General features: G+C 68.2%; 22 protein-coding genes. 4 read left to right on the top strand and 18 right to left on the bottom strand.

Features of this window, described 5'->3' with window-relative positions; all coding sequences use genetic code 11:
• From ACFWBU_RS16970 to eccCa, 7 genes are all read right to left on the bottom strand, one after another.
• Positions 1-112, bottom strand: a 112-nt coding sequence (locus tag ACFWBU_RS16970; protein WP_378528794.1) for a hypothetical protein, incomplete at its 3' end; no start/stop codon positions are given.
• A 193-nt stretch (positions 113-305) separates the two neighbouring features.
• A complete protein-coding gene (gene rpsI, locus ACFWBU_RS16965; RefSeq protein WP_169619941.1) occupies positions 306-821 on the bottom strand; it encodes a 30S ribosomal protein S9 in 516 nt (171 codons plus the stop codon).
• Positions 818-1261 carry a 50S ribosomal protein L13 gene (gene rplM / locus ACFWBU_RS16960; RefSeq protein ID WP_169619942.1) on the bottom strand — a complete coding sequence of 148 codons (444 nt, stop codon included), beginning with the start codon at positions 1259-1261 and terminating at the stop codon, positions 818-820. Before rplM ends, rpsI begins: the two co-directional genes overlap by 4 nt.
• A gap of 258 nt (positions 1262-1519) precedes the next feature.
• Positions 1520-1825, bottom strand: a complete 306-nt coding sequence (locus ACFWBU_RS16955; protein ID WP_169619943.1) for a WXG100 family type VII secretion target — start codon at positions 1823-1825, stop codon at positions 1520-1522.
• Positions 1826-1861: 36 nt separating this feature from the next.
• The gene (locus ACFWBU_RS16950; RefSeq protein ID WP_296551762.1) at positions 1862-2227 is read right to left on the bottom strand and encodes a WXG100 family type VII secretion target; all 366 of its coding nucleotides are present in this window, start codon (positions 2225-2227) and stop codon (positions 1862-1864) included.
• A gap of 139 nt (positions 2228-2366) precedes the next feature.
• Positions 2367-3896: a type VII secretion-associated protein gene (locus ACFWBU_RS16945; protein WP_378528791.1), complete on the bottom strand. Its 1530-nt coding sequence runs from the start codon at positions 3894-3896 to the stop codon at positions 2367-2369.
• The gene (eccCa, locus tag ACFWBU_RS16940) at positions 3878-7864 is read right to left on the bottom strand and encodes a type VII secretion protein EccCa (protein ID WP_378528790.1); all 3987 of its coding nucleotides are present in this window, start codon (positions 7862-7864) and stop codon (positions 3878-3880) included. Before eccCa ends, ACFWBU_RS16945 begins: the two co-directional genes overlap by 19 nt.
• A gap of 250 nt (positions 7865-8114) precedes the next feature.
• On the opposite strand from eccCa, the gene eccD reads away from it, so the two are divergent.
• Both eccD and mycP read left to right on the top strand, forming a co-directional pair.
• The gene (eccD, locus tag ACFWBU_RS16935; RefSeq protein WP_378528789.1) at positions 8115-9572 is read left to right on the top strand and encodes a type VII secretion integral membrane protein EccD; all 1458 of its coding nucleotides are present in this window, start codon (positions 8115-8117) and stop codon (positions 9570-9572) included.
• Positions 9573-9576: 4 nt separating this feature from the next.
• Positions 9577-10950 carry a type VII secretion-associated serine protease mycosin gene (mycP, locus tag ACFWBU_RS16930; RefSeq protein ID WP_378528788.1) on the top strand — a complete coding sequence of 458 codons (1374 nt, stop codon included), beginning with the start codon at positions 9577-9579 and terminating at the stop codon, positions 10948-10950.
• Between the two features lie 4 nt (positions 10951-10954).
• On the opposite strand, the gene eccB is transcribed toward mycP, so the two are convergent.
• Positions 10955-12406, bottom strand: coding sequence for a type VII secretion protein EccB (gene eccB / locus ACFWBU_RS16925; protein WP_378528787.1), 1452 nt, complete (start codon positions 12404-12406; stop codon positions 10955-10957).
• Between the two features lie 104 nt (positions 12407-12510).
• On the opposite strand from eccB, the gene eccE reads away from it, so the two are divergent.
• On the top strand, positions 12511-14139 hold the full coding sequence (gene eccE, locus ACFWBU_RS16920) for a type VII secretion protein EccE (protein WP_378528786.1): 1629 nt from the start codon (positions 12511-12513) through the stop codon (positions 14137-14139).
• Between the two features lie 9 nt (positions 14140-14148).
• Here the strand turns inward: eccE and ACFWBU_RS16915 are convergent, their stop codons facing one another.
• Positions 14149-14724, bottom strand: a complete 576-nt coding sequence (locus ACFWBU_RS16915; protein ID WP_169619950.1) for an NADPH-dependent FMN reductase — start codon at positions 14722-14724, stop codon at positions 14149-14151.
• A 20-nt stretch (positions 14725-14744) separates the two neighbouring features.
• Positions 14745-15326, bottom strand: coding sequence for a TetR/AcrR family transcriptional regulator (locus ACFWBU_RS16910; protein WP_296551755.1), 582 nt, complete (start codon positions 15324-15326; stop codon positions 14745-14747).
• Positions 15327-15382: 56 nt separating this feature from the next.
• On the opposite strand from ACFWBU_RS16910, the gene ACFWBU_RS16905 reads away from it, so the two are divergent.
• On the top strand, positions 15383-16525 hold the full coding sequence (locus ACFWBU_RS16905) for an acyl-CoA dehydrogenase family protein (protein ID WP_378528785.1): 1143 nt from the start codon (positions 15383-15385) through the stop codon (positions 16523-16525).
• A 37-nt stretch (positions 16526-16562) separates the two neighbouring features.
• Here ACFWBU_RS16905 and ACFWBU_RS16900 read toward each other — a convergent pair whose 3' ends face one another.
• From ACFWBU_RS16900 to rpsM, 8 genes are all read right to left on the bottom strand, one after another.
• On the bottom strand, positions 16563-16883 hold the full coding sequence (locus ACFWBU_RS16900; protein ID WP_169651618.1) for a transcriptional regulator: 321 nt from the start codon (positions 16881-16883) through the stop codon (positions 16563-16565).
• Entirely contained in the window at positions 16876-17457 is a 582-nt protein-coding gene (locus tag ACFWBU_RS16895) for a hypothetical protein (protein ID WP_169619954.1), read from the bottom strand. The genes ACFWBU_RS16900 and ACFWBU_RS16895 overlap by 8 nt, the downstream gene beginning before the upstream one ends.
• A gap of 133 nt (positions 17458-17590) precedes the next feature.
• Positions 17591-18508: a tRNA pseudouridine(38-40) synthase TruA gene (gene truA, locus ACFWBU_RS16890; protein WP_378528784.1), complete on the bottom strand. Its 918-nt coding sequence runs from the start codon at positions 18506-18508 to the stop codon at positions 17591-17593.
• Positions 18509-18513: 5 nt separating this feature from the next.
• Positions 18514-19065 carry a 50S ribosomal protein L17 gene (gene rplQ, locus ACFWBU_RS16885; RefSeq protein ID WP_378528783.1) on the bottom strand — a complete coding sequence of 184 codons (552 nt, stop codon included), beginning with the start codon at positions 19063-19065 and terminating at the stop codon, positions 18514-18516.
• Between the two features lie 30 nt (positions 19066-19095).
• Positions 19096-20157: a DNA-directed RNA polymerase subunit alpha gene (locus ACFWBU_RS16880; protein ID WP_378528782.1), complete on the bottom strand. Its 1062-nt coding sequence runs from the start codon at positions 20155-20157 to the stop codon at positions 19096-19098.
• Between the two features lie 99 nt (positions 20158-20256).
• Positions 20257-20862 (bottom strand): 30S ribosomal protein S4, encoded by a 606-nt coding sequence (gene rpsD, locus ACFWBU_RS16875; RefSeq protein WP_169619958.1) that lies wholly within the window; start codon positions 20860-20862, stop codon positions 20257-20259.
• Between the two features lie 26 nt (positions 20863-20888).
• Positions 20889-21302: a 30S ribosomal protein S11 gene (gene rpsK, locus ACFWBU_RS16870; RefSeq protein ID WP_072699591.1), complete on the bottom strand. Its 414-nt coding sequence runs from the start codon at positions 21300-21302 to the stop codon at positions 20889-20891.
• Entirely contained in the window at positions 21302-21670 is a 369-nt protein-coding gene (rpsM, locus tag ACFWBU_RS16865; protein ID WP_072699592.1) for a 30S ribosomal protein S13, read from the bottom strand. The genes rpsK and rpsM overlap by 1 nt, the downstream gene beginning before the upstream one ends.
• Positions 21671-21817: the final 147 nt, after the last annotated feature.

Raw genomic sequence — 21817 nt, 5'->3', positions numbered from 1 at the left:
CCACCGGCGCCAGCACCGCGGCAGCACCACCGGCCAGACGCAATGCCAACTCCACCGTCAGCTCGGCATTTGCCAAGCCTCGAACTCCGTCGGTGCCGAACAACCGACCCATAGACACGCCCCTCACCATTCACTGCGGTCACTACCGCGCAATGCTCCCCTGTTCCGCGGCACGGCGTACCCGGCCCCGGAATCTGACGGAAGACAGAATGCACGAAAGCAGGCGCCGGTAGCGAATCTCTACCGACGCCTGCTCTCGTGGTCGAACAAGTGCCGAGGCTGACCAGGTCAGCGTCGGCGACACATCAGCGCTTGGAGTACTGAGATGCCTTACGGGCCTTCTTCAGGCCGTACTTCTTACGCTCGACGGCACGCGGGTCACGCGTGAGGAAGCCGGCGCGCTTGAGCGCGGGGCGATCCTCGGGAGTGACCTCGATGAGTGCACGTGCGATGGCGAGACGCAGCGCGCCGGCCTGGCCGGACGGGCCGCCACCATGCAGGCGAGCGTGGATGTCGAAGCCCTCGGGGCGCTCGACGGTCACCAGCGGCGACTTCACGAGCTGCTGGTGCACCTTGTTCGGGAAGTAATCCTCGATGGTGCGCCCGTTGAGGACGAAGTTGCCGGAGCCGGGCACCAGACGCACGCGGACCACGGCCTCCTTACGGCGACCGACGGTCTGGATCGGACGGTCGAGCACGATCGGAGCCACGGGCTCCGCAACAGCCTCTTCGGCCACGTACTCGTCTGCAGCGACCTCGACGTTGTCGGCGAACTCTTCGACGTTCGTCACGTTCTCGTTCTGTTCCTCGGGCGTCGTCACTGTGCCACCTGCTTGATCTCGAACGGCACCGGCTGCTGCGCGGCGTGGGGATGGTTCGGGCCCGCGTAGACCTTCAGCTTCTTGGCGATGGCGCGGCCGAGCTTGTTCTTCGGGAGCATGCCGGTGACGGCCTTCTCCACGAGACGATCGGGGTTCTTGTCGAGAACCTCGCCGACCGAACGACCCCGCAGGCCACCCGGGTAACCGGAGTGGTGGTACAGGAACTTGTCGGTCCGCTTGTTGCCGGAGATGGCGACCTTGTCGGCGTTGATGATGACGACGAAATCACCGCCGTCCATGTGCGGAGCAAAGGTGGGCTTGTGCTTGCCACGGAGCAGGTTCGCCGCCTGCACCGCGAGGCGGCCGAGGACCACGTCGGTGGCGTCGATGACGTGCCACTCGTGGGTCAGCTCGCTGGCCTTCGGTGTGTACGTAGACACAGAATTTCCTCGTCTATCGTTTTCGCTGCTGGCCCGCATGCCGCCGATGGTCACACCCGGCGGCCAGTTGAGACCCGGGATGAGATGTTCGCCGCGCACAAGGCAACGACGACGGACGACACGCCGAGGAACCACTTTACCGGCGCAGCGGCCGGTAGGTCAAAACGCATCCGGACAGCACAACGTCCCGGCGGCCTCTCCACCACCGGGACGCAGTGCCGTGGGTTCTCCCCCTGCACCCACCGGACGCACCGGGTATCACCCCGGGAAGCGTGCCTGGTTCCTCCGTTCGGTTGCCAGCATGTCGTCGTTGCCGCTCGACACGATCCGGCCGATGTCCTGCAGCACCTGGATCAGGCCCGCTTCGGCCCGGTTCCACCGCTGCTGCGTCGCGACGTAGTCGGCCTGCGCCTCACCACTCCACGTGGCCACCAGCGGCGCTACCTGCGATTCGATCCGGTCGAGCGTGTCCCTGATCGCCTTCTCGCCCGAGACGAGACGCGCGTGCAGATCTGCGACGCCCGCGAAATTCTGGAAGATCTCGGATCCACCGTCGACTGTCACTGTTCGTTCTCCTTCAGCTGGATTCGGGACCGGGGATCAGAACGAACCGCGGAGAAGGGAACCGGCACCGGGGTCGACGGCACCGAGCGCCCGTGCGTTCTCCTGTTCGGTCGCGTCGTAGGACCGGCCGCTGGTCCGCACCGCTTCCGCGAGTTCGTCGAGCGCGGCGGTCAGGTTGGTGTTGTTGACATTCCAGCGCTCCATGATTCCGGCGAAGCGCGTGGCGGACACACCTCGCCACACGGACGGTGCGGACTGCACGACGTCGCCGAGCACTCGGAGAATCCCCACGAGTTCGTTGCGAGAATCCTGAAGTTGCCCCGCGACCACCTCCATGGTTGCGACATCTGTGCTCAAGCCATTCGAGTGGCCGGACCCTGCTCCGGCCGACGGTTCGGTCACGAGTGCTCCTTCGATCGTTCCGCGCACCGGCTGTCTCAGCCCCCCAGTTGGTCTGAGCCGGATTGCGCCTACACAAGGTTGGACGCCGCAACCGGCCGAGCGGTTCCCTCGGATCCGGAATTCGTTTTCCAGCGTGTCTTCACCCGGTCCGGAGGGTGTGCACCGCCTGCTCGCACTCGCGCCGCATCCCTGCCCACTCACCGTCGAGGAACTGGCAACCCACCGCGACCTGCAACCCCGGGAAGACCACGACCGACCACCGAACCTCGGAGAATTCGTCGGGCACTTCGGTGTAGGCGATCACACTCCGGTCCGCGAATGTGGTGTCGGCGTCCATATTTCGAATCACCCGGCCGCGTTCCTCCGCCCGTGTCCCGAGCACCGCGGCCACGGCATGCTCGTCCATGCCGTCGGCCAGGACGCTGTGCACGATCACGATTCTCCGGTCGGTGCCCGACGCCGGGACGAGTTCCGCACGCCCGGAGTCCGCCGATTCCGGCGTTCGCAGGCGCCAGGAACCGGGCAGGTCGAGGCGCACCGGCCCGATCTCGAAGCGAGCCGGCCGATCCGTGCGGGGCTGTGAGAGATCCGGGTCTGCCGCCGAGGCGGGGCTGTCGGTGGCACCGGCGCCGTCGCCGGTCGTCCCGGCACCCGCCACGGATCCGGGGGGCGCGTGTGCGCCGACCCACAGGAACACCGCGGCGAGCACACCGAAGCTCACCACCGCGAGGATGACCTTGGCGGTTCGCCCGTCGCCGGTGTCAGGAGCGGTTCCCGGTGTCCGTACCTCGTGTAACCACGGCACCGTCGAGGCGGTCTCGGCAGGGGCGGTCTCGGCGGGGGCGGTCTCGGCGGGGGCGGTGCCCTGGGTGTGGCGGCCGGACACTGCCGCCACCATCTCCGCGGCAGCGACCGGCACGGTCGGGACGGTGCCGGCGATCCGGTTCGCTATCTGCTCGCACGCCGACCCTCCCGCCGGTTCGCCCGGCGCACCGGTCACGACCAGCACACAAGAGTCTTCCCGGCCGTCGTTCACCGCTGCGATCAGCGACCTGACCGCCCCTTCCGCAGACACGGTGTCGCCTGCATCCGCCGCCACGAGGTCGTCGACCAGGATCTCCGGATTCCGGGCGACCCGGTCGACCGCCGGACCGTCATCGCGCGACCCCGGCATGACCGATACAGCGGTGACGCCTCGCTCGGCGAACTCGAGCACGACGTACCGCTCGGCATCGCCTTGGTGCGCGGCACGACATGCCGCAACGGAGACCGGAACCAGCAGCACGTTGTGCGCGACCTGACGCGCGGCCGTGTCCAGTAGGCGGCGGCGACGCTCGTTCCACCAGGTCGGGTGCACCACGACGGCTGTCGCGACCATCGATGGGGCACCCACGGCCGCGGCGGCATAGCACACGAGTCCGGTCAGCACGGGTCCTGGCTCGTGGCCGTCCGTTCGCGGCGAGGCAACCGCAGCGGGGTCGTCGACCGTGTCGGTGACGTCGATCGCGTCCGGAGAGTCGAGAGCCGAGTCGCCGAACACCCAGCCGCCGCCGAACCGAGCCGCGACCGCGGGTACCGATCGTGACGTCTCACCCCATTTCCCCCGCACCCACCCCGGCAGCACGGCCAGGACCAGCACTTCCGGCGACGTCACGGCAGCGGTGACCATGCGGTCTGCACGAGCGACGCGCCGTCGCGGCGCACGAGCAGTCCTCTTCCGGCCGGCATGGGCGACGGGCGGGCCGAGCCCACCAGCGCACCTTCGTCCCGATTGCCGCTCATCACCAGCCCGGGACTGGAAAGTTCGCGCAATCGGGCCAGCACCGGTTCGAACAGTGCCCTGCCCGCGCCTCCGGCTCGGCGCGCCACCACGAGGTGCAGACCCAGGTCCTTGGCTTGCGGCAGATACTCGAGCAGCGGGGCCAACGGATTCTGGCCGCTCGCCGCAACCATGTCGTAGTCGTCGACGATCACGAAGACCTCCGGCCCGGACCACCACGAACGGTCCCGCAATTGCTGTTGAGTCGTCCCCGGCCCGGGCAGTCGCCGCTCGAAGATCCCGGCGAGTTCCTGGGCCATCGTGGCCAGCACACTCGCGGCCGGTGCGTAGCCGCCGAGGTGGTCGCCCTCGACCACGCCGAGCAGGGTGCGGCGGTAGTCACCGACGATGATGCGCACCTGGTCGGAGGTGTTCGACTCCATCAATCCTCGGCAGATCCCACGCAGAACGGCTGTCTTCCCGCAGCCGGAATCACCGAATACGAGGAGATGCGGGCTGTCGGTGAAGTCCACGGCGACCGGCGCGAGTTCCGACTCGTCGATGCCGATCGGGATCGTCAGACGCACCGCGGGCGGCGCATCCGGGCCACTCGGCCATCCGCGGGGCAGCGCCGCGAGCAGATCGGCGCGATCGATGGTGTCGGGCAGCATCCGGACCCTCGGTGCGCGTCCGCCGGGCGTCGCGGCGGCGATCGCGGCGACCGCTCCCGACACTCCGGCGCCGAGATCGGTGGTGTCCGTGACACCGTCCACGCGCGGCAGCGCCACGAGGATGTGCAGCCCGTCGCGGTCGATCCCACGGCCCGGTCTCCCCTCCGGCACCGTCGCCGCCTTCTTCCGTCCGTACTCCGAATCGGACGGATCCCCGAGGCGCAGTTCGAGTCGCGTGCCGAACTGATCCCGCATCGCCGGACGGACATCCCCCCAGCGGGGCGCACTGAGCACCACGTGGATACCGTACGAAAGCCCCTGGGACGCCAACACACTCACGACCTGCTCGAGAGCCTCGAAGTCCTGCCGGATACTCGGCCATCCGTCGATCACGAGGAAGACATCGCCGAACGGATCGGTGGACGTGCCGGGTGCGCCGCCGGCCCGGCGGCGGCGAAACTCCGCCATCGACTCGATACCCTGCTCGGCGAACAGTCGCTCTCGGCTCCGCAACAACGACACGAGTTCCGCCACGGTACGCCGCACCCGATCGGCATCGAGACGGGTTGCGACCGATCCGACGTGAGGCAGCGCTGCCAGACCTGCGAGCGCACCGCCTCCGAAGTCGAGACAGTAGAACTGCACCTGCTCCGCGGTATGCGTCAGGGCCGTCGACACGACGAGAGTGCGCAGCAACGTCGACTTTCCCGCCTGGGGACCGCCCACGATCACGACGTTGCCGGCCGCACCCGCAAGATCCACCACGAGAAGGTCGCGGCGCTGATCGAACGGCCGGTCGACGATGCCGACAGGAGTCCGCAGGGGGGCGAGCTGGGGTACCTCGCCCGTGAGGACCGAGCGCGGCACCAGCGCATCGAGAGTCGGAGACTCCTCGAGGGGAGGAAGCCACACTTCGTGCGCCGGTGTTCCGTGTCCGCGGATCCGGTCCACGACGAGGTCGAGGAGGCTACGGCCTCCTGCGGCCGCCGTGTCGTCGGGAATGTCCGCTGCCGGGACCGCCTGCGGAACAGGATCGTCGAGCGGAACGGCGCGCGCGGTGAACACCCGGGGCCGCAGTGCACCGGTGACGCCGTGCACCGCAGTCCGCCGGGACGGGCGTCCGGACACCGAGGGCCCGGAAACGTACGCCGCAGCGAACCGGACGATCTCCGCCGAATCCGACTTGAGGTAACCCGCACCCGGCGCCGACGGCAGATGGTAGGCATCGGGAACGCCGAGGACGCTGCGCGATTCGTTCGCAGAGAACGTCTTGAGGCCGATGCGGTAGGACAGGTGACTGTCGAGCCCTCGCAGTCGTCCCTCGTCGAGTCGCTGGCTGGCGAGCAGAAGATGCATGTGCAGCGAGCGCCCCAGCCGTCCGATCGCCGCGAACAGGTCGGCGAATTCCGGTTGCTGCGAAAGTAGTTCGGAGAACTCGTCCACGACGATGAACAACGCCGGGAGCGGATCGAGGGGAGCACCCGCCGCACGTGCCTTTTCGTAGTCTCCGACGTTGGCGAAGTTTCCGGACGCCCGGAGCAACTCCTGCCTGCGGTTCATTTCACCCTCGAGTGCGTCCTTCATCCGGTCGACCATTGCGAGTTCATCCGCGAGATTGGTAATGATCGCCGCTACATGGGGAAGGCCTTCCAACCCCAGAAAGGTTGCACCGCCCTTGAAGTCGACCAGAACGAGATTGAGATCGTCGGGCGAATGAGTGGCGACGAGCCCGAGGACAAGTGTGCGCAGTAACTCCGACTTCCCTGATCCGGTCGCTCCGATGCACAGACCGTGTGGGCCCATCCCGTTCTCGGCGGCTTCCTTCAGGTCGATCTCCACAGGTCTGCCGTCGGGATCGACACCGATGGGAACCCGCAGACGGTCGCGCCCCCGGCGTGGGACCCATGCTCGGCCGGGATCGAAGCGCAGCACGTCGCCGACCCCCACAAGGTCCTGCCAGGTGGCCGGACCTTCGTCGGAGTTGTCGCCTGCCGAAGCCTGCGCGACCACGCGATACGGAGCCAGACGGCGCGCGACCGTCTGAGCCCGTGGCGCGCTGACGGAATCGGCGTCGGCGAACGATTCGACCTCCACGCCGGATCGTGCGCCGACAGAGCCGTCCTCCACCACGAGTTGGAGACCGCGAGCCGACGCGAGTCGCGGCGCGAAACCCGACAGGTCGAGGATCGTCAGCGAATCCAGCCCGTCCTCGAGCAGTCCCGACCCGGACCCCGACACACCACCGTCGACCACGACGACGAGCTGCGGAACTCCCTCGAAGGCCGGGGCATTGCGTGTGAAGCGTCCTCGGGTCGAGAGGACCGGAGCGAGGTCCGTCTCCAGTTCGAGGACCGAGCCGAAGACCATTCGCGCGCTCCCCGCACCGTCGCGGGCATCGGGGTGCTGAACGTGCGGGAGCCATTTGGCCCACTCCCATTCCGCGGCGGTGTCCGGTCCGCAGACGACCGCTACCCGAAGGACGTCCGGCCCGTGAAAGGTGCACAACTGAATGAGCATCGCGCGCACCAGAGACCGGGCGGCCTGCCTGTCTCCGTCGAGTCCGATCGCCGCAAAGCCTCGCAGTGCGACCGCCGTGGGCAGCGCGGGTACCACCGAGTGGGCGCGCACAAATCGCCGGAGGGAGACCGCCGCGACCGGCTCGAGATCTTCGAGCGGACCGGTGTCCGGTGCGACGAGGCGGGTGGCGAGTCGCTGCCCGCCCCGTCCGACCCGCACGTGGCAGAAATCCGCGTCGGTGCACCGCCGTTCCCACATCCGCGCGGTGCCGACGAGAGTCCAGAGCAGGGCCGGGTCGGGGTGTGCCCATTCGAGCGACTTGCGCTGTTCGCCACTGGTTTCGGTGACCTCGCGCCGGACCTGGTCGAGATACCGGAGATAGTCTTTGCGGTCTTCGTCCACCTCGGAGGTCTTCGTTCCTCCGCGCCCGCCGTTCGCGAGCATGCCGACCATCGAGACGACCATCATGATCGGGAAGATCATCGCCATCGGACTCCGGGCCATGCCGGAGGTGAACATCAGCGCCATCATGCCGATCATGGCCGCCACCATCACGAGCGGCAGTAACCTCACCAGCAGATTCCCTGGCGTCGGACGCGGAATATCGGGCGGCGCTTGCACACTCAACTCGCCGCTAGGAGCCCGCGGAGCCTCCTTGCGCGCTGCGCGCACGAAGCGCTCGGTACTCAACGTTCGCCACCCCCGGAACACCGCATCCCACAACCGTCCCCCGACGGCCGACCCCCACGGTCCGAGGAAGGGTAGCGCACGACGCAGACATACAGGGCGCCTCGTGATCGGGTCCTGCCGGCGACTCCGTCACGAGACACCGACCGGCGCGTGTCGTATGGTCTGCGTCGTCCCGGTCGGCGCGGTGCACATCCGAGGGGAGCCGCGCGCAGCGGCCGGCGACCGAGTGAACGACGGGGGAAGAAGAGCGATGACGTCCGCGCAGACCGGATCCGAGCATCACGGCGCTGTCCAGGCTCCGGACCTGTGCCGGATCACGGTGCTCGCGCAACACACCGAGGTGGATCTCGCTCTTCCCCTCGGAGTTCCTGTGGCGCTGCTGATTCCCGGCATCGTGGACCTCGTCGCATCGCACCGGGCTGCGAACCGGTTCGATCTCACGCCCGAGCAGGTGGAGCCGGGGGCGTGGACGCTCGCCCGGATCGGTCATGCGCCGCTTGCGGGTGCGCTGAGCCTCGACGAACACGGGGTACGCGACGGCGAGTTGCTCGTCCTGGCCGATGCCGGATCTCCTGCACCTCCCCCACTGTTCGACGACGTGATGTATGCGGTGGCGGTGGAGGGCAAGGACAGCTTGCGCCGGTGGGGCGCCGCTCCCGCGGGTGTGCTGGCAACGGTCCTCGCTCCGGCGGCGCTCGCTGCGGGCTGTTTTTCCCTGCTGCAACTGCCGGCAGGTCCTCACCGACTCGTGGCGGGCGCGATCGCGGCGGTGCTGGGCGTTCTGCTCCTGCTCGCGGCAGCGGTCGTCTCACGCGGCTACGGCGACCCGCGGACAGGGCTCCTGCCCGCCGTCTGCGCGGTACCGCCGGTGTTCGCCGCGGGAGTGCTGCTCGTGCCGGGCAATGTGGGGCCTCCACAACTACTGCTCGGGGCAGTGCTGGTCGGTGCGGCGGCGGTGATCGCCTTGCGAACGGCCATGGTCGGTACTGCGACGTTCACCGGTGTCGCCGCCGCTGCGGCAGGTGCGGCGGTCGCACTGGTCCTTGCGTCGACGGCCGGTGCCGGGCCGCACGCGGTCGGGGCGGGCACGGTGATCGCAGCCTTGCTTCTCGTCGCCTCCACGCCACGTCTCGCAGCGGTTCTCGGCCGCCTGCCCGTACCTCCGGTACCCGTACCCGGAACGTCACTCGACCCGGTATCGCCCGATCCGGAGGCAGCCGCTCCGCTCCCGTCGTTCGGGGAACTCGAGGCACGGATCGGACGCGCCCGCGCGCATCTGACGGGGCTGATCTACGCCGCGGCCGCCCTGGCTGTCGGCGGCGCGTGGTGCGCGGCCTATCCGGTGGCCGGGGCGGTGTCGTGGCCGGGGGTCGGTCTGGCCGTCACCACCGCGGTCGTGCTGATGTTCCGGGGCCGCTCCTACACGTCCGCGACCGAAGCGGTGCCGCTGGTGCTGGGCGGCGCGACCATCCTGATCGGGCTGATCACCGGAGCGGCGGTACTCGCCCCCGTTTCGCCGTGGTTCGTCTCCGCCGCTGCCCTGGCAATGTTCGCCGGCGCGATCGTGTTCGGTGTGGTGGCGCCCCGCCGTCAGTTCACGCCGGTGCAGCGCCGGATCGCGGAACTGACCGAATACACCGTGATCGCGCTCATCGTTCCGCTCGCGTGCTGGGTCGCGGGCTTGTACTCCGCGGTGCGGGGGCTGTGAAGGGATGCGACGGCCTGCGGCGTCCGCCTGCGTTGTCGTCATCGCGGCTGTGATCGCAGGCGGCGGCAGTCCGGCCGCGGCGAGACCACCCGTTCCGGACCCCGCCCTTCTGCCGTCCGGTGGCACTCCGGCGCCGCCGGACGCCACGGAACAACGCATCGTGTGCTCCGAACCGGAGGAGGCACCGGACGGGCCCCAGATGCCCGTTGCCCAGCGGATTCTCGATTTCGAGTCCGTCTGGCCGCTCACCCGGGGCGCGGGGCAAATCGTCGCGGTCATCGACACCGGGGTGCAACCCCATCCCCGGCTACCCGCACTGCAACCGGGTGGCGATTACGTGTCGACAGGGGACGGCACGGACGACTGCGACGCACACGGCACACTCGTCGCAGGTCTCATCGCGGCTGCCCAGGTTCCCGGATCCGGGTTCGCCGGTGGTGCGCCCGATGTCCAGCTGATCACGATTCGCCAGTCGAGCGGACGGTACTCGGATCGGGCACGCGCAGACGACGACACCGCCCGCAATGCCACCGGTTACGGCGACGTGCGCACACTCGCCCTCGCGCTCCGTCGAGCGGTGGATCTGGGTGCGACCGTCGTGAACATCTCGGAGGTGGCATGCCGGACCACTGCCGAAGGGCTGTTCGACGGCCCCTTGGGCGCGGCGGTGCAGTACGCCACCGATGTCGAAGACGTCGTCGTGGTCGTGGCGGCCGGGAACACCGATACCTGCCGCCCCGGCAATCCTGGATCGCTCGATCCTGCTGCGCCCGAAGCAGATCCGTGGAATTCTGTGACGACTCTGGCGTCGCCGGCCTGGTACGACGACTACGTGCTCGCCGTCGGCGCTGTCGAACCGGACGGCACCCCGTCCGAATACAGCCTGCCCGGCCCGTGGGTGGATGTCGCGGCACCGGGCAGCGGACTGGTCTCCTTGAATCCCGGCACGGCGGGTCTCGTGGACCAGGTCTGGGGATCGAACGGGCCGCAATCGATTTCCGGCACCAGTTTCGCAGCGCCACTGGTCGCGGCGACTGCGGCTCTCGTGCGTGCCCGGCACCCGCACCTGACCGCACGTGAGGTGATGGCCCGGATCGAGGCGACCGCGCACGCCCCTGCCGAAGGTTGGAATCCGCGGGTCGGCCACGGGATCGTGGATCCGTACGCAGCCGTCACCGCGCCACTGACGGCGAGCCGTTCACTTCCGGCAGAGGCGCGTCCACCCGAACCGCGCCCGCTCGCTGCGCCCGCAGACACTCCCCCGCCGGACAACCGGTCGCGCACCATCGCGCTGATCGCTGCGGCCGCTGTGTGTATCGCGCTGGTGCCCGTCGTGTTGCTGTCGATCCCGCGGCGCCGTCTCGGCGAGCGGTCCTGAGCTGTCAGCCTCCCGCGCGTACGGGTGCGGGGCTCGGGTCCGGTGCAACACCGTCGTGTGCGAGCAGGGCCTCTGTCCTGCCGAGAGCGGGACCCGGTGCGAGGAGTTCCACCATCGGCCACGGGGCGCGGACCGGGTCCGACAGACCCAGGGCTGCCGCGGAGTCACCGTCCACGATGCCGTACCGGACACCGGTGTCCGCGACATAGAACAACGGGCCGGCGCGATCGCTACCGGGTGTCACGGCCGTCGTGCCGAGGTACACGCCCCGCCCCGGCGGAACGTACACGGCGTCGGCATTCGGGCCGGCGCCGTCCGCTTGCGCCGGTACCACCGGGACGGCGTCCTCGGCGAGGGGGAGCCCGGTGCCGGCCGACAACCCCAGCGTGGAGCGGTTCCGGTCGTCCCCGGGTCCCGTCGGGTCCCAGGTCAGACACGCCACGGGAGCGTCAGCCGGCTCCACGATGTCGGGAATCACGGCGGGGAAGGTCGCCACCGCAAGCTCCCGCACGGCGGGCGCATCCTTGAGGACATCCGGCGGTACGACCGGGATCTCCGCCGCCCCCTGGGAATCCGACGCGTGCAGGATCTGCGCGGTCGCGCGCGACACCTCTTGAACGCCGTCACGCAGCACGACATGGAAACTCTGCCCATCGGGTTCGGTCAGCGCCACCACAGATCCGACGGGCAACCCGCGAACGTGCACGCTCGGAGCACCGCCCGCACCGGGAATCACCGGAGCGGCGAGAGCAGGCACTTCGGGAATCGCGCCCAGGAGGCCGGGACTCACCGGACGAGCCCGCGTCACATCGAGACCGAGCACGCGCGTCAACGCACGGTCGTCCGGATCGATCTCGGCTCGAACCCCGTTGTACACCAAGTAGAAACGATCGTCGGACGAGACCAGAAACGCCTCGTCGTCGCGCAGGGGCGTATTTCTGCCACTCTCCGGCTCGCCGACGACGACGGCGGTCGTCACGGCGAGCATTCCGTGAGGTTCGACGGTGTCGCACACGGTCCACGGCCGATCGTCCGCACCGTGTGCCAGCGACGACGGCGCCCCCGGGATCCCCACAAGAGGGCCACGGGGGCGATCCGCCAGCTGGTCGTCGGCCACAACGACCGGTTCGACAGGCGAGCCGAGCACGAGGCGTGCGGACGCGAGGTTGAGGGCGGGGTGGAAGGTCCCGTCGATGGCGACATACAGCGCGCCGGACTCGCGTCCGACGACGACGGTGGCATCCCCGATCCGGTCCTGAGGCCGGAACAGCGCCAGCGCGGCGCAGCCGGCGAGTCCGAGGCAGGCCACGACCGTTCCCACGGCGAGCGCGCGGGACTGGGAACGAAGCGGGTCGTGGATCATCCGCACATCGCGTCGCACCAATGCGTGTCCCATGCGCCGCATGAGAAATCTGTATCCGCTGACCTGCCATCGCGTGGTCGGCTGTGCTGCCATGCATCTCCCCCTGTGCGGCACGCTCTCTGCCGCAACACAGTACAGTTCCGCCGGGAAGTCCGGTGGAGCGCAGGGGGCGCGGCCGGGCGGGATCGGGGGGAGACATGGCTGGGGCTTCGGCGGCGGCGGGACGGACGAAATCCGTTGCCGTCACTCGTCTGGTGATCGCACAGATCTCTGCGGTGGCGGTGTGGGCCGCAGTGCACGGTGCCACCGGGCGGATGTGGCCGGCGGTAGCGGCGGGCGCGCTCGTCGCGGCGGCCCTGATCATCCCCGTTCGCGGAGTCGATGCGATCACGTTCGCCTCCACACTGGTGCGCTACCGGTTCGGACGACGCGGACACGAAGCGGTCCTGCGCGACTTCCCGCAGCCGGCCGCGCGCCCGATCGGTCTGAGCTGGGACGCTCCATACGTGACGGCGGTCGTCGAAGTCGTGTCGCGGCCCGGGCAGGTCATGCGACTGGGGCGCGACAGCGTCGAGGCCGAGGTCACGCTGCCGCTCGACGCGATCGCATCGTGCCTGCGCCGGCACGACGTCACCCTCGACGGGATCGATGTGGTGACGCACGGATGGCGGGTACGCGATTCGAGCCCGGCAGGGCAGGTCTACGCACACCTGCTGGGTCCGCTGCCCGCTGCAGCCGAGCGAACGGTCTGGCTCGCTCTCCGTCTCGACGTGTCGACCTGTGGTGAGGCGATCGCCCGGCGCGGCGGCGGAGCGGAAGGGGCGGCACGTGCCGTCGCGGCGGCGGCGCGGCGCGTCGTGCGAGTGCTCGACGAAGGTGGTTGTGCGGGAATCATTCTCAGCGCCTCCGACATCGAGAACGCCTCGCGTCGCGTCGCGCACGGTGTCGCGCCGGCCGAATTCGCGCGGCACCCGCATCACGTCCCCCTCCCGATGGGCTTCAACAGCGGCGGCTACTTCGACCCCCGCCGATTCGGTCGGCGAGCAGCGACCAGCGTGTGGACCTATCCCGCCCTCTCCTCGACACTCGTGGTCCGGCTGCGGCCGGGAGATCATGGCGCCGTCCGGGTCGCGGGATCGGCTCGATTCACCACGAGATCGCCTGTCGTTCCCGCGCTGCCCGGACTCCGCTGCCCGTACGGGCTCGACCGGGAGTCGTTGACCGCCGCCTTGCCGGTGGCCGCTCCGCGGCTCGAGCACGTGGCGCCGTTGCGTGATGTGAGTGCCGGCGAACTGGATGGGCTCGCACTGCCACCGGGCGGTTGCGGTCAGCTCATCGGTTCGGACGATGCCGGGCGTGCGGTCACCGTGCGACTCTTCGGCCCCGGGATCCGCTCTGTGCATGTCGCGGGTGAGTTGTACCTGGCACAGCAGGTCGTGTTCAGAGCGGTGGCCGTGGGAGCGCGGGTTCTCCTGTACACCGACCGGGTCGGTGCGTGGCGACCGCTGCTCGACGGTGCTGCCGGACCGGATCGGCTTCGCGTGGCAGGTGAGTACGCCGACGACCGGAAGTTCGACACCGTGGTCTACGACGGCGTGCGGCCCACGACGGTTCCGCCCCAGGTCAGCGCGATTCACGTGCAGATGCACCCGGACAGCCTGCCCGGAGAACGCCCCACGGTCTTGCTTCACCAACCGGGCGCATCGGGAGACCGGATCCTGCTCACGACAGCCGGCACCCGCGTGCGCCTCACGCTCGTGACCATTGCCGCCGAGACCACCCACATCGGACGGCCGCGGAGTCCCGAACCTGTTCCGGTGTCCTGACTGCCCCGCTCAGCCGGGATATTCCGTGCGAGCCTGCCCCGCCCGCACAGTCCGCGCCCACCAATCGATCTGGTCGAGCATGCGCTCCGCCGCGTCGATCGCCGCCCCGTCGGTGGTGGTGCCGTCCTGCGCGAACGCGTGCTTGACGCGGTGGAAGCTCACCGATTCGCGAACCGGCACCATGTGCACCTCGACGACGACCTGCCGGAGTTGCTCGACGGCGCGCAGACCGCCGGACAGCCCGCCGTAGGAGACGAATCCGATCGGTTTGGTGCGCCATTCGTGTTTCACGGTGTCGATCGCGGTCTTGAGGGCAGCGGGATATCCGTGGTTGTACTCCGAGGTGACCACGACGAACGCCTCGGCCGCGCCCACCCGGCGGGTGAACGCGTCGGCTTCGGGTCCTCCCGAGAGATCCTGCGGTAAGGGAGTGTCCGCGAGGTCGATGATTCCCACATCGAATTCTGCTCGGCGCCGAGCGGTCTCGGCGAACCAGTGGGCGACCACCGGTGCGACGCGTCCGGCGCGCACGCTGGCCACGACGATCTCGAGGCGGACCGGCCCGGTCCCGATCTGTGGGTCCATGCCTGCGATCCTAGGCGCGGTCAGGTTGTGAGACCGTGCGTCAGGAGCGCCGCCAGTTCGCGGTAGGCCTGGGCGTCGGCCAGTCCCGTCGCCTCGGCGACCTGCCGTTGCTGGATTCGCACCATCACGGACGCGACGACGTCGGCGACGAAAGCCGCGTGCACGTCGCGGAGATCGCCCGCGTCGACACCCTCGGAGATCAGCGTGCGCACCCGATCTGCCGCCATCCGGGTGTTGCGCTCGTACACCTCGCGCGCGACGGGAGTTCGGGCGATGTCCTCCATGAAGCGCGCGGATGCCGGTTCGAGTTGCCGTCCGACGGCCTCGAGGTAGGTGCGGATCCGCGCTTCCGCTCCTGTACTGCGTGCGAGTTCTGCTTCGACGCGCTCGGTGGCACCCCGGAAGAAGTGCACCGTGACGGCGTAGACGAGCCGGTCCTTGTTCTCCGCGAGCGCGTAGAGCGTGGACTTCGAGCAGTGGAGGCGGGCGGCTATGTCGTCGAGGGTGAGGTGCGCGAAGCCCTCGGCCAGAAACATCGCGACGAGCTGGTCGAACAGTTGGGCCCGGCGCGCTGTCGTCCGGCGCGTCTCCGCTCTTGTCATACTTAGGACAGTACTGCAGTATCGTTCTCAGTACTGTTTTCTGAGGGAGGAATCCTGTGGCTGTCGAGCGTCTTCTCCCCACCCAAGAGGCCTACGACCTGATCGAGCTGACCCGCGATGTCGCCGACAAGGTCCTGGCCCCGCGCGTCGACGAGCACGAGCGCGCCGAGACGTTCCCGGAGGGTGTGTTCCCGGCGCTCGGTGCGGCCGGCCTGCTGAGCCTGCCGTACCCCGAGGAGTTCGGCGGCGGTGACCAGCCCTACGAGGTCTACCTCCAGGTCCTCGAAGAACTCGGAGCCCGGTGGGCTGCGGTCGCGGTCGCGGTGAGTGTGCACGGCCTCTCCTGTTTCGCCCTGGCCACCCACGGCACCGACGAACAGAAGAACGCGTGGCTTCCGGACATGCTCGGCGGCAACACCATCGGCGCGTACAGCCTGTCCGAGCCGCAGGCCGGATCGGATGCCGCCGCCCTCGCGTGCCGGGCGACCGCGGTCGACGGTGGATACCGCATCACCGGATCGAAGGCGTGGATCACCAACGGTGGCAAGGCCGATTTCTACACTCTGTTCGCGCGTACCGCGGACACCGGTTCGAAGGGCATCTCGTGCTTCCTCGTGCCCGACGGAACCGAGGGCCTGAGCTTCGGCAAACCCGAGGAGAAGATGGGCCTGCACGCGATTCCCACCACCGCAGCACATTACGACGACGCATTCGTTCCGGCCGACCGCCGCATCGGCGGCGAAGGCCAAGGGTTGCCCATCGCGTTCAGCGCGCTGGATTCGGGCCGCCTCGGCATCGCCGCCGTGGCCACCGGTATCGCACAGGCAGCGCTCGACGAGGCCACCGCCTACGCCAAGGAACGCAAGGCGTTCGGCAAGCGCATCATCGACCACCAGGGTCTCGGATTCGTCCTCGCCGACATGGCTGCGGCAGTAGACTCCGCCCGCGCCACCTACCTCGACGCCGCGCGCCGCAAGGACGCGGGTCTCCCCTACTCGCGCCAGGCCTCGGTTGCGAAACTCGTCGCGACGGACGCCGCCATGAAGGTCACCACCGATGCCGTGCAGGTACTCGGCGGCTACGGCTACACGCGCGATTTCCCCGTCGAACGGTTCATGCGCGACGCCAAGATCACGCAGATCTTCGAGGGCACCAATCAGATTCAGCGTCTGGTGATCGCACGGTCCCTCGCCGGCTGAGCCGACCGGCAGTCCCCGACACCGGGCGAGTCTCCGTCTAGTCGTGCGCGCCGATCAGCGCGCGGAGCGCGGCGATCTCCGCGTCGAGCGCGGCGCGACCGGACGGGGTGATCGTGACCCAGGTACGTGTGCGTCCTTTGCCTTCTTCACGCGTGCTCTCGAGCAGTCCCGCGTCGACGAGCACTTTGAGATGACGGTTCAGATTTCCGTCCGTCAGGCGCAGCGTTTCTCGGAGCACCCCGAATTGCATCGACGCACCGTCTCGGAGAAGCGAGAGAATTCCGAGGCGGGTGCGTTGGTGGACGACGTCGTCGAGGCCGAGCGTCGGATGCTCGTCCGGAGAAGACGTGTCAGGCATGTGCACGTCCCGGATCCGCCTGCGCGAGTTCGACCATGGCCGCCGCGACCGCTCCCGTTCCGACGACGAGCGTCATGATCACCCCTACGTTCCCCCAGCCACCGAGCGCGACGACCACGATCGCCACCGCGGTCGCTGCGGCGAAGAAACCGGTCGGCGCCGATCGCCACATCAGAGCGAATATCCCGAAACCGCAGGCGATCACGAGCCAGGGCAGGAAGTCTGCGCTGTCCCCGGCGAACCACAGCAGGAAGCCGGCGACGACGAGGAGCATCACGACGCCGGTTGCGAACACGATCGTGCCGCGCATCATCGGTAACTGCACGCGACGGGTGGCGAAGTACCACCCCGTGACCACCGCGGAAAGCGGAGCCACGACAGCCCAGTAACCCGTCGCGTTGCCGCCGAGCAGAAGCGCGGCCGGTAGTGCCGCAAACACCGCGACGGACACGACGAGAAGTGGGAACCACGCGGGCGACGACAGCCTTCTCCCCTGCCGCGACCACTGGTCGATGTCGGTGATGAGATCCCGCGCCTGGTCGGCGTCGCGTTCACTGTGCGAGGGAGGGTTCATGCCGTTCACTTTGCAACGCAAAGTGAGCAGTGTCAATGGGTCGGCGCCGACAATCCGGTAACGCTGCAGCAGAAGACGGCAGGACTCCCGCTGCGCCGGCCGGCGCGACAGGACATGGGACGGGACGAGACCGTCAGCAGCAACCCGGCACGATGGGCCCGCGGACTTCGCGGGTCGCGACATTGCGTGCGGCGAGTTCGTCGTCCGCCGGATAATCGACGCGCACGAGCGAGAGTCCGTGCGCGGGCGCGACGGCGACCGAGGCGGCGCGTTCGCGTTCGTCGAGCAACCGGGTCATCCACTCGACGCTGCGCCGGCCTTCACCGACCGCGAGGGCAGCGCCGACGAGGCTGCGCACCATCGACCAGCAGAACGCATCGGCGCTGACATAAGCGGTGAGGATGTCACCGTCACGCACCCAGTCGTAGCGCTGGAGTTCACGGACAGTCGTGGCGCCCTCGCGGCGTTTGCAGAACGCGGCGAAATCGTGCAGGCCGAGAAGCGAGTGGGAGGCGCGCTGCATCACGTCCAGGTCGACGGTTTTCGGCCACGCCACGGTGTCGCGGGCACGCAACGGTTCCGCGCCGTACGGGGCTGTCGTCAACCGGTACTCGTAGTGGCGCCGGATCGCCGAGAACCGCGCGTCGAAATGCTCCGACGCGAGGGAGATTCCCGTCACCCGGATGTCGCGGGGAAGAAACCGGGCCAGTCGCCGGATCCACCGCGACGGGTCGTCGGGCAGCGCCGCGGTGGGCACGTCGACGTGCGCGACCTGGCCGGACGCGTGGACACCCGCGTCGGTGCGGCCGGCGACGGTGAGAAGCACCGGGGTGCGGACGATCGCCCCGAGTTTCTCCTCGATTTCGCCGCACACGGTGCGGCGGCCGGGCTGTCGCGCCCAACCGGAGAAATCGGTTCCGTCATAAGCGATGTCGAGCCGGAGCCGGGTGAGTTCGGGCCCGCCCACGACTGCAGAGTTTTCGGAAGCAACGAGCCCGCCGCCCTCGGAAGGGTCGGCGGGCTCGGGTGCTTCAGCAGATGCCGAAACCAAGGGAACTAGTCCTTCTTGGCCTCGTCGGCATCGGCGGCCGTGGCGGTGTCGTCCTCGATCGCGTCGATGACGGCATCCGCGTTCTCGACCTCGGCGTCGGTGGCGTCGGCCTCGACGGCCTCCACCACGTTCTCCTCGGCAGCCGGAGCAGACTGCGAAGCGGCGACGCGACGAGCGCGATCCGCCTCGTTGCTGACCGTCTTCTCACGGACGAGCTCGATGATCGCCATCGGGGCATTGTCGCCCTTGCGCGGCATCGTCTTGATGATGCGGGTGTAGCCACCGTTGCGGTCCTCGAAGGAGGGACCGATCTCCGCGAACAGCGTGTGGACGACGTCCTTGTTGCGGAGGACCTTCAGCACCTCACGACGCGAAGCCAACGTGTTGGCCTTTGCGTGCGTGACGAGCTTCTCGGCGTACGGGCGCAGGGCCTTGGCCTTGGACTCGGTGGTGGTGATGCGGCCGTGCTCGAAGAGCGCGGTGGCCAGGTTGGCGAAGATCGCCTTCTGGTGCGAGGCCGACCCGCCGAAGCGGGCGCCCTTCTTGGGCTTGGGCATTATTTTCTCCTAGTAACGGACCGTGAGCTGCTACAGCTGCTCGGTCTCGGCGTAGTCCTCGTTGCCGTCGGTCTCACTGAAGGAGCCGGCCTCGGTGTCGCTCCAGGTACCGGTCGCGGCGTCGTAGCCGGCGACGGTGCTGGGGTCGAACGATGCGGGGCTGTCCTTGAGCGACAAGCCGAGCGAGTGCAGCTTGACCTTGACCTCATCGATGGACTTCTGACCGAAGTTGCGGATGTCGAGCAGATCGGATTCCGTGCGTGCCACGAGCTCGCCGACGGTGTGAACGCCTTCGCGCTTGAGGCAGTTGTAGGACCGGACCGTGAGGTCGAGGTCCTCGATCGGAAGTCCGAAGGAGGCGATGTGGTCGGCCTCGGCGGGCGAGGGACCGATCTCGATACCTTCTGCTTCGACATTCAGCTCACGAGCCAGACCGAAGAGCTCCACGAGGGTCTTGCCCGCCGAAGCGAGCGCGTCCCGCGCCGTGATGGAGTTCTTGGTCTCCACGTCGAGAATCAGCCGATCGAAGTCGGTGCGCTGCTCGACGCGGGTCGCTTCCACCTTGTACGTCACCTTGAGCACCGGCGAGTAGATCGAGTCGACCGGGATACGGCCGATCTCGGCGCCGGACGCCTTGTTCTGGACGGCGGGGACGTAGCCGCGACCGCGCTCGACGACGAGCTCGATCTCCAGCTTTCCCTTGTCGTTCAGGGTGGCGATGTGCAGGTCCGGGTTATGGATGGTGACACCGGCCGGGGGGACGATGTCGCCGGCCGTAACGGTGCCGGGACCCTGCTTGCGGACGTACATGGTGACCGGCTCGTCCTCTTCCGAGCCGACCACGAGGCCCTTGAGGTTCAGGATGATGTCGGTGACATCCTCCTTCACCCCCGGAACCGTGGTGAACTCGTGGAGCACGCCGTCGATGCGAATGCTGGTGACGGCTGCGCCCGGGATCGAGGAGAGCAGGGTGCGACGAAGCGAGTTGCCGAGTGTGTACCCGAAGCCAGGCTCGAGGGGTTCGATGACGAACTTCGAACGGTTGTCAGCGATGACCTCTTCGGTCAGGGTGGGTCGCTGCGAAATGAGCATCTGTTGCCTCCTTGTGGGCGTCCGCTATTTGACGCCCTGGTGGATGGGTGTGTGTTTCTCCGGCCCGAAGGACCGGAGAAACACACGGCACGAAGTGCCTTACTTCGAGTAGTACTCGACGATGAGCTGTTCCTGCAGCGGGACGTCGATCTGTGCGCGCTCGGGCAGCTGGTGAACCAGCACCCGCAGACGCGAACCGACGACCTGCAGCCAACCCGGGATCGGGCGATCGCCCTGGGTCTCACGGGCCACCTGGAAGGGCAGCGTGCTCAGCGACTTCTCGCGGACATCGATGATGTCGTACTGCGAGACGCGGTAGCTGGGAACGTCGACCTTCTTGCCGTTGACCAGGAAGTGGCCGTGGCTGACGAGCTGACGAGCCTGACGACGCGTGCGGGCGAGGCCGGCACGGTAGACGACGTTGTCCAGACGCGACTCGAGGATGGTCAGCAGCACCTCACCGGTCTTACCGGGACGGCTGGCGGCTTCCTCGTAGTAACGACGGAACTGCTTCTCCATGATTCCGTAGGAGAAGCGAGCCTTCTGCTTCTCCTGCAGCTGGAGCAGGTACTCGCTCTCCTTGATCCGCGCGCGGCCGTGCTGGCCGGGCGGGTAGGGGCGGCGCTCGAAGGCCTGATCGCCTCCGACCAGGTCGACGCGGAGACGACGCGACTTACGTGTAACGGGACCGGTATAACGTGCCATGACTTAGAACCTTTTCCTTTCCCGTATTAGACGCGACGCCGCTTGGGCGGACGGCAACCATTGTGCGGCTGGGGCGTGACGTCGGAGATGGTGCCGACCTCGAGGCCTGCGGCCTGGAGGGAGCGGATCGCGGTTTCGCGGCCCGAACCGGGGCCCTTCACGAAAACGTCGACCTTCTTGACACCGTGCTCCTGCGCCTTGCGGGCAGCGCTCTCGGCGGCGAGCTGGGCGGCGAACGGGGTCGACTTGCGCGAACCCTTGAAGCCGACGTGGCCCGACGACGCCCAGGAGATCACGTTGCCCTGGGGATCGGTGATGGACACGATGGTGTTGTTGAAGGTGCTCTTGATGTGAGCGGCGCCGTGCGGAACATTCTTCTTGTCCCTGCGCCGTGCCTTCTGGGTCTTCTTCGGACCGGCGGTGCGTGACTTGGGAGGCATTACTTCTTCTTTCCTGCGACGGTGCGCTTCGGACCCTTGCGGGTACGGGCGTTGGTCTTGGTGCGCTGTCCACGCACGGGCAGACCACGACGATGCCGCAGGCCCTGGTAGCAGCCGATCTCGATCTTGCGGCGGATATCCGCCTGGACCTCGCGGCGGAGGTCACCCTCGACCTTGTAGCTTTCCTCGATGTGCTCGCGGAGCTTGGCGAGATCCTCGTCGGACAGATCCTTGCTGCGCAGATCCGGGTTCACGCCGGTTGCCGCAAGGATTTCCTGGGAGCGCGTACGGCCGATGCCGTAGATGTATGTGAGTGCGATCTCCATCCGCTTTTCACGGGGTAGATCGACACCTGCGAGACGTGCCATGTGGCATTCCTATTCGGTGTGCGGAGGTCTGCTCCCAGCCCGTCCCCTGCGTCGAAAAACTGTGTAAGTCGATAAACACAGTGGGGCCCCGGCCTCCGAACCGGGGGTTGATCGCACAGCTCCTCGACTGATCGAGGATCGTAACCG

Source organism: Rhodococcus sp. NPDC060084, from assembly GCF_042730335.1.
GTDB lineage: Bacteria > Actinomycetota > Actinomycetes > Mycobacteriales > Mycobacteriaceae > Rhodococcus.
This window is presented reverse-complemented; position numbering and strand designations above follow the sequence as displayed.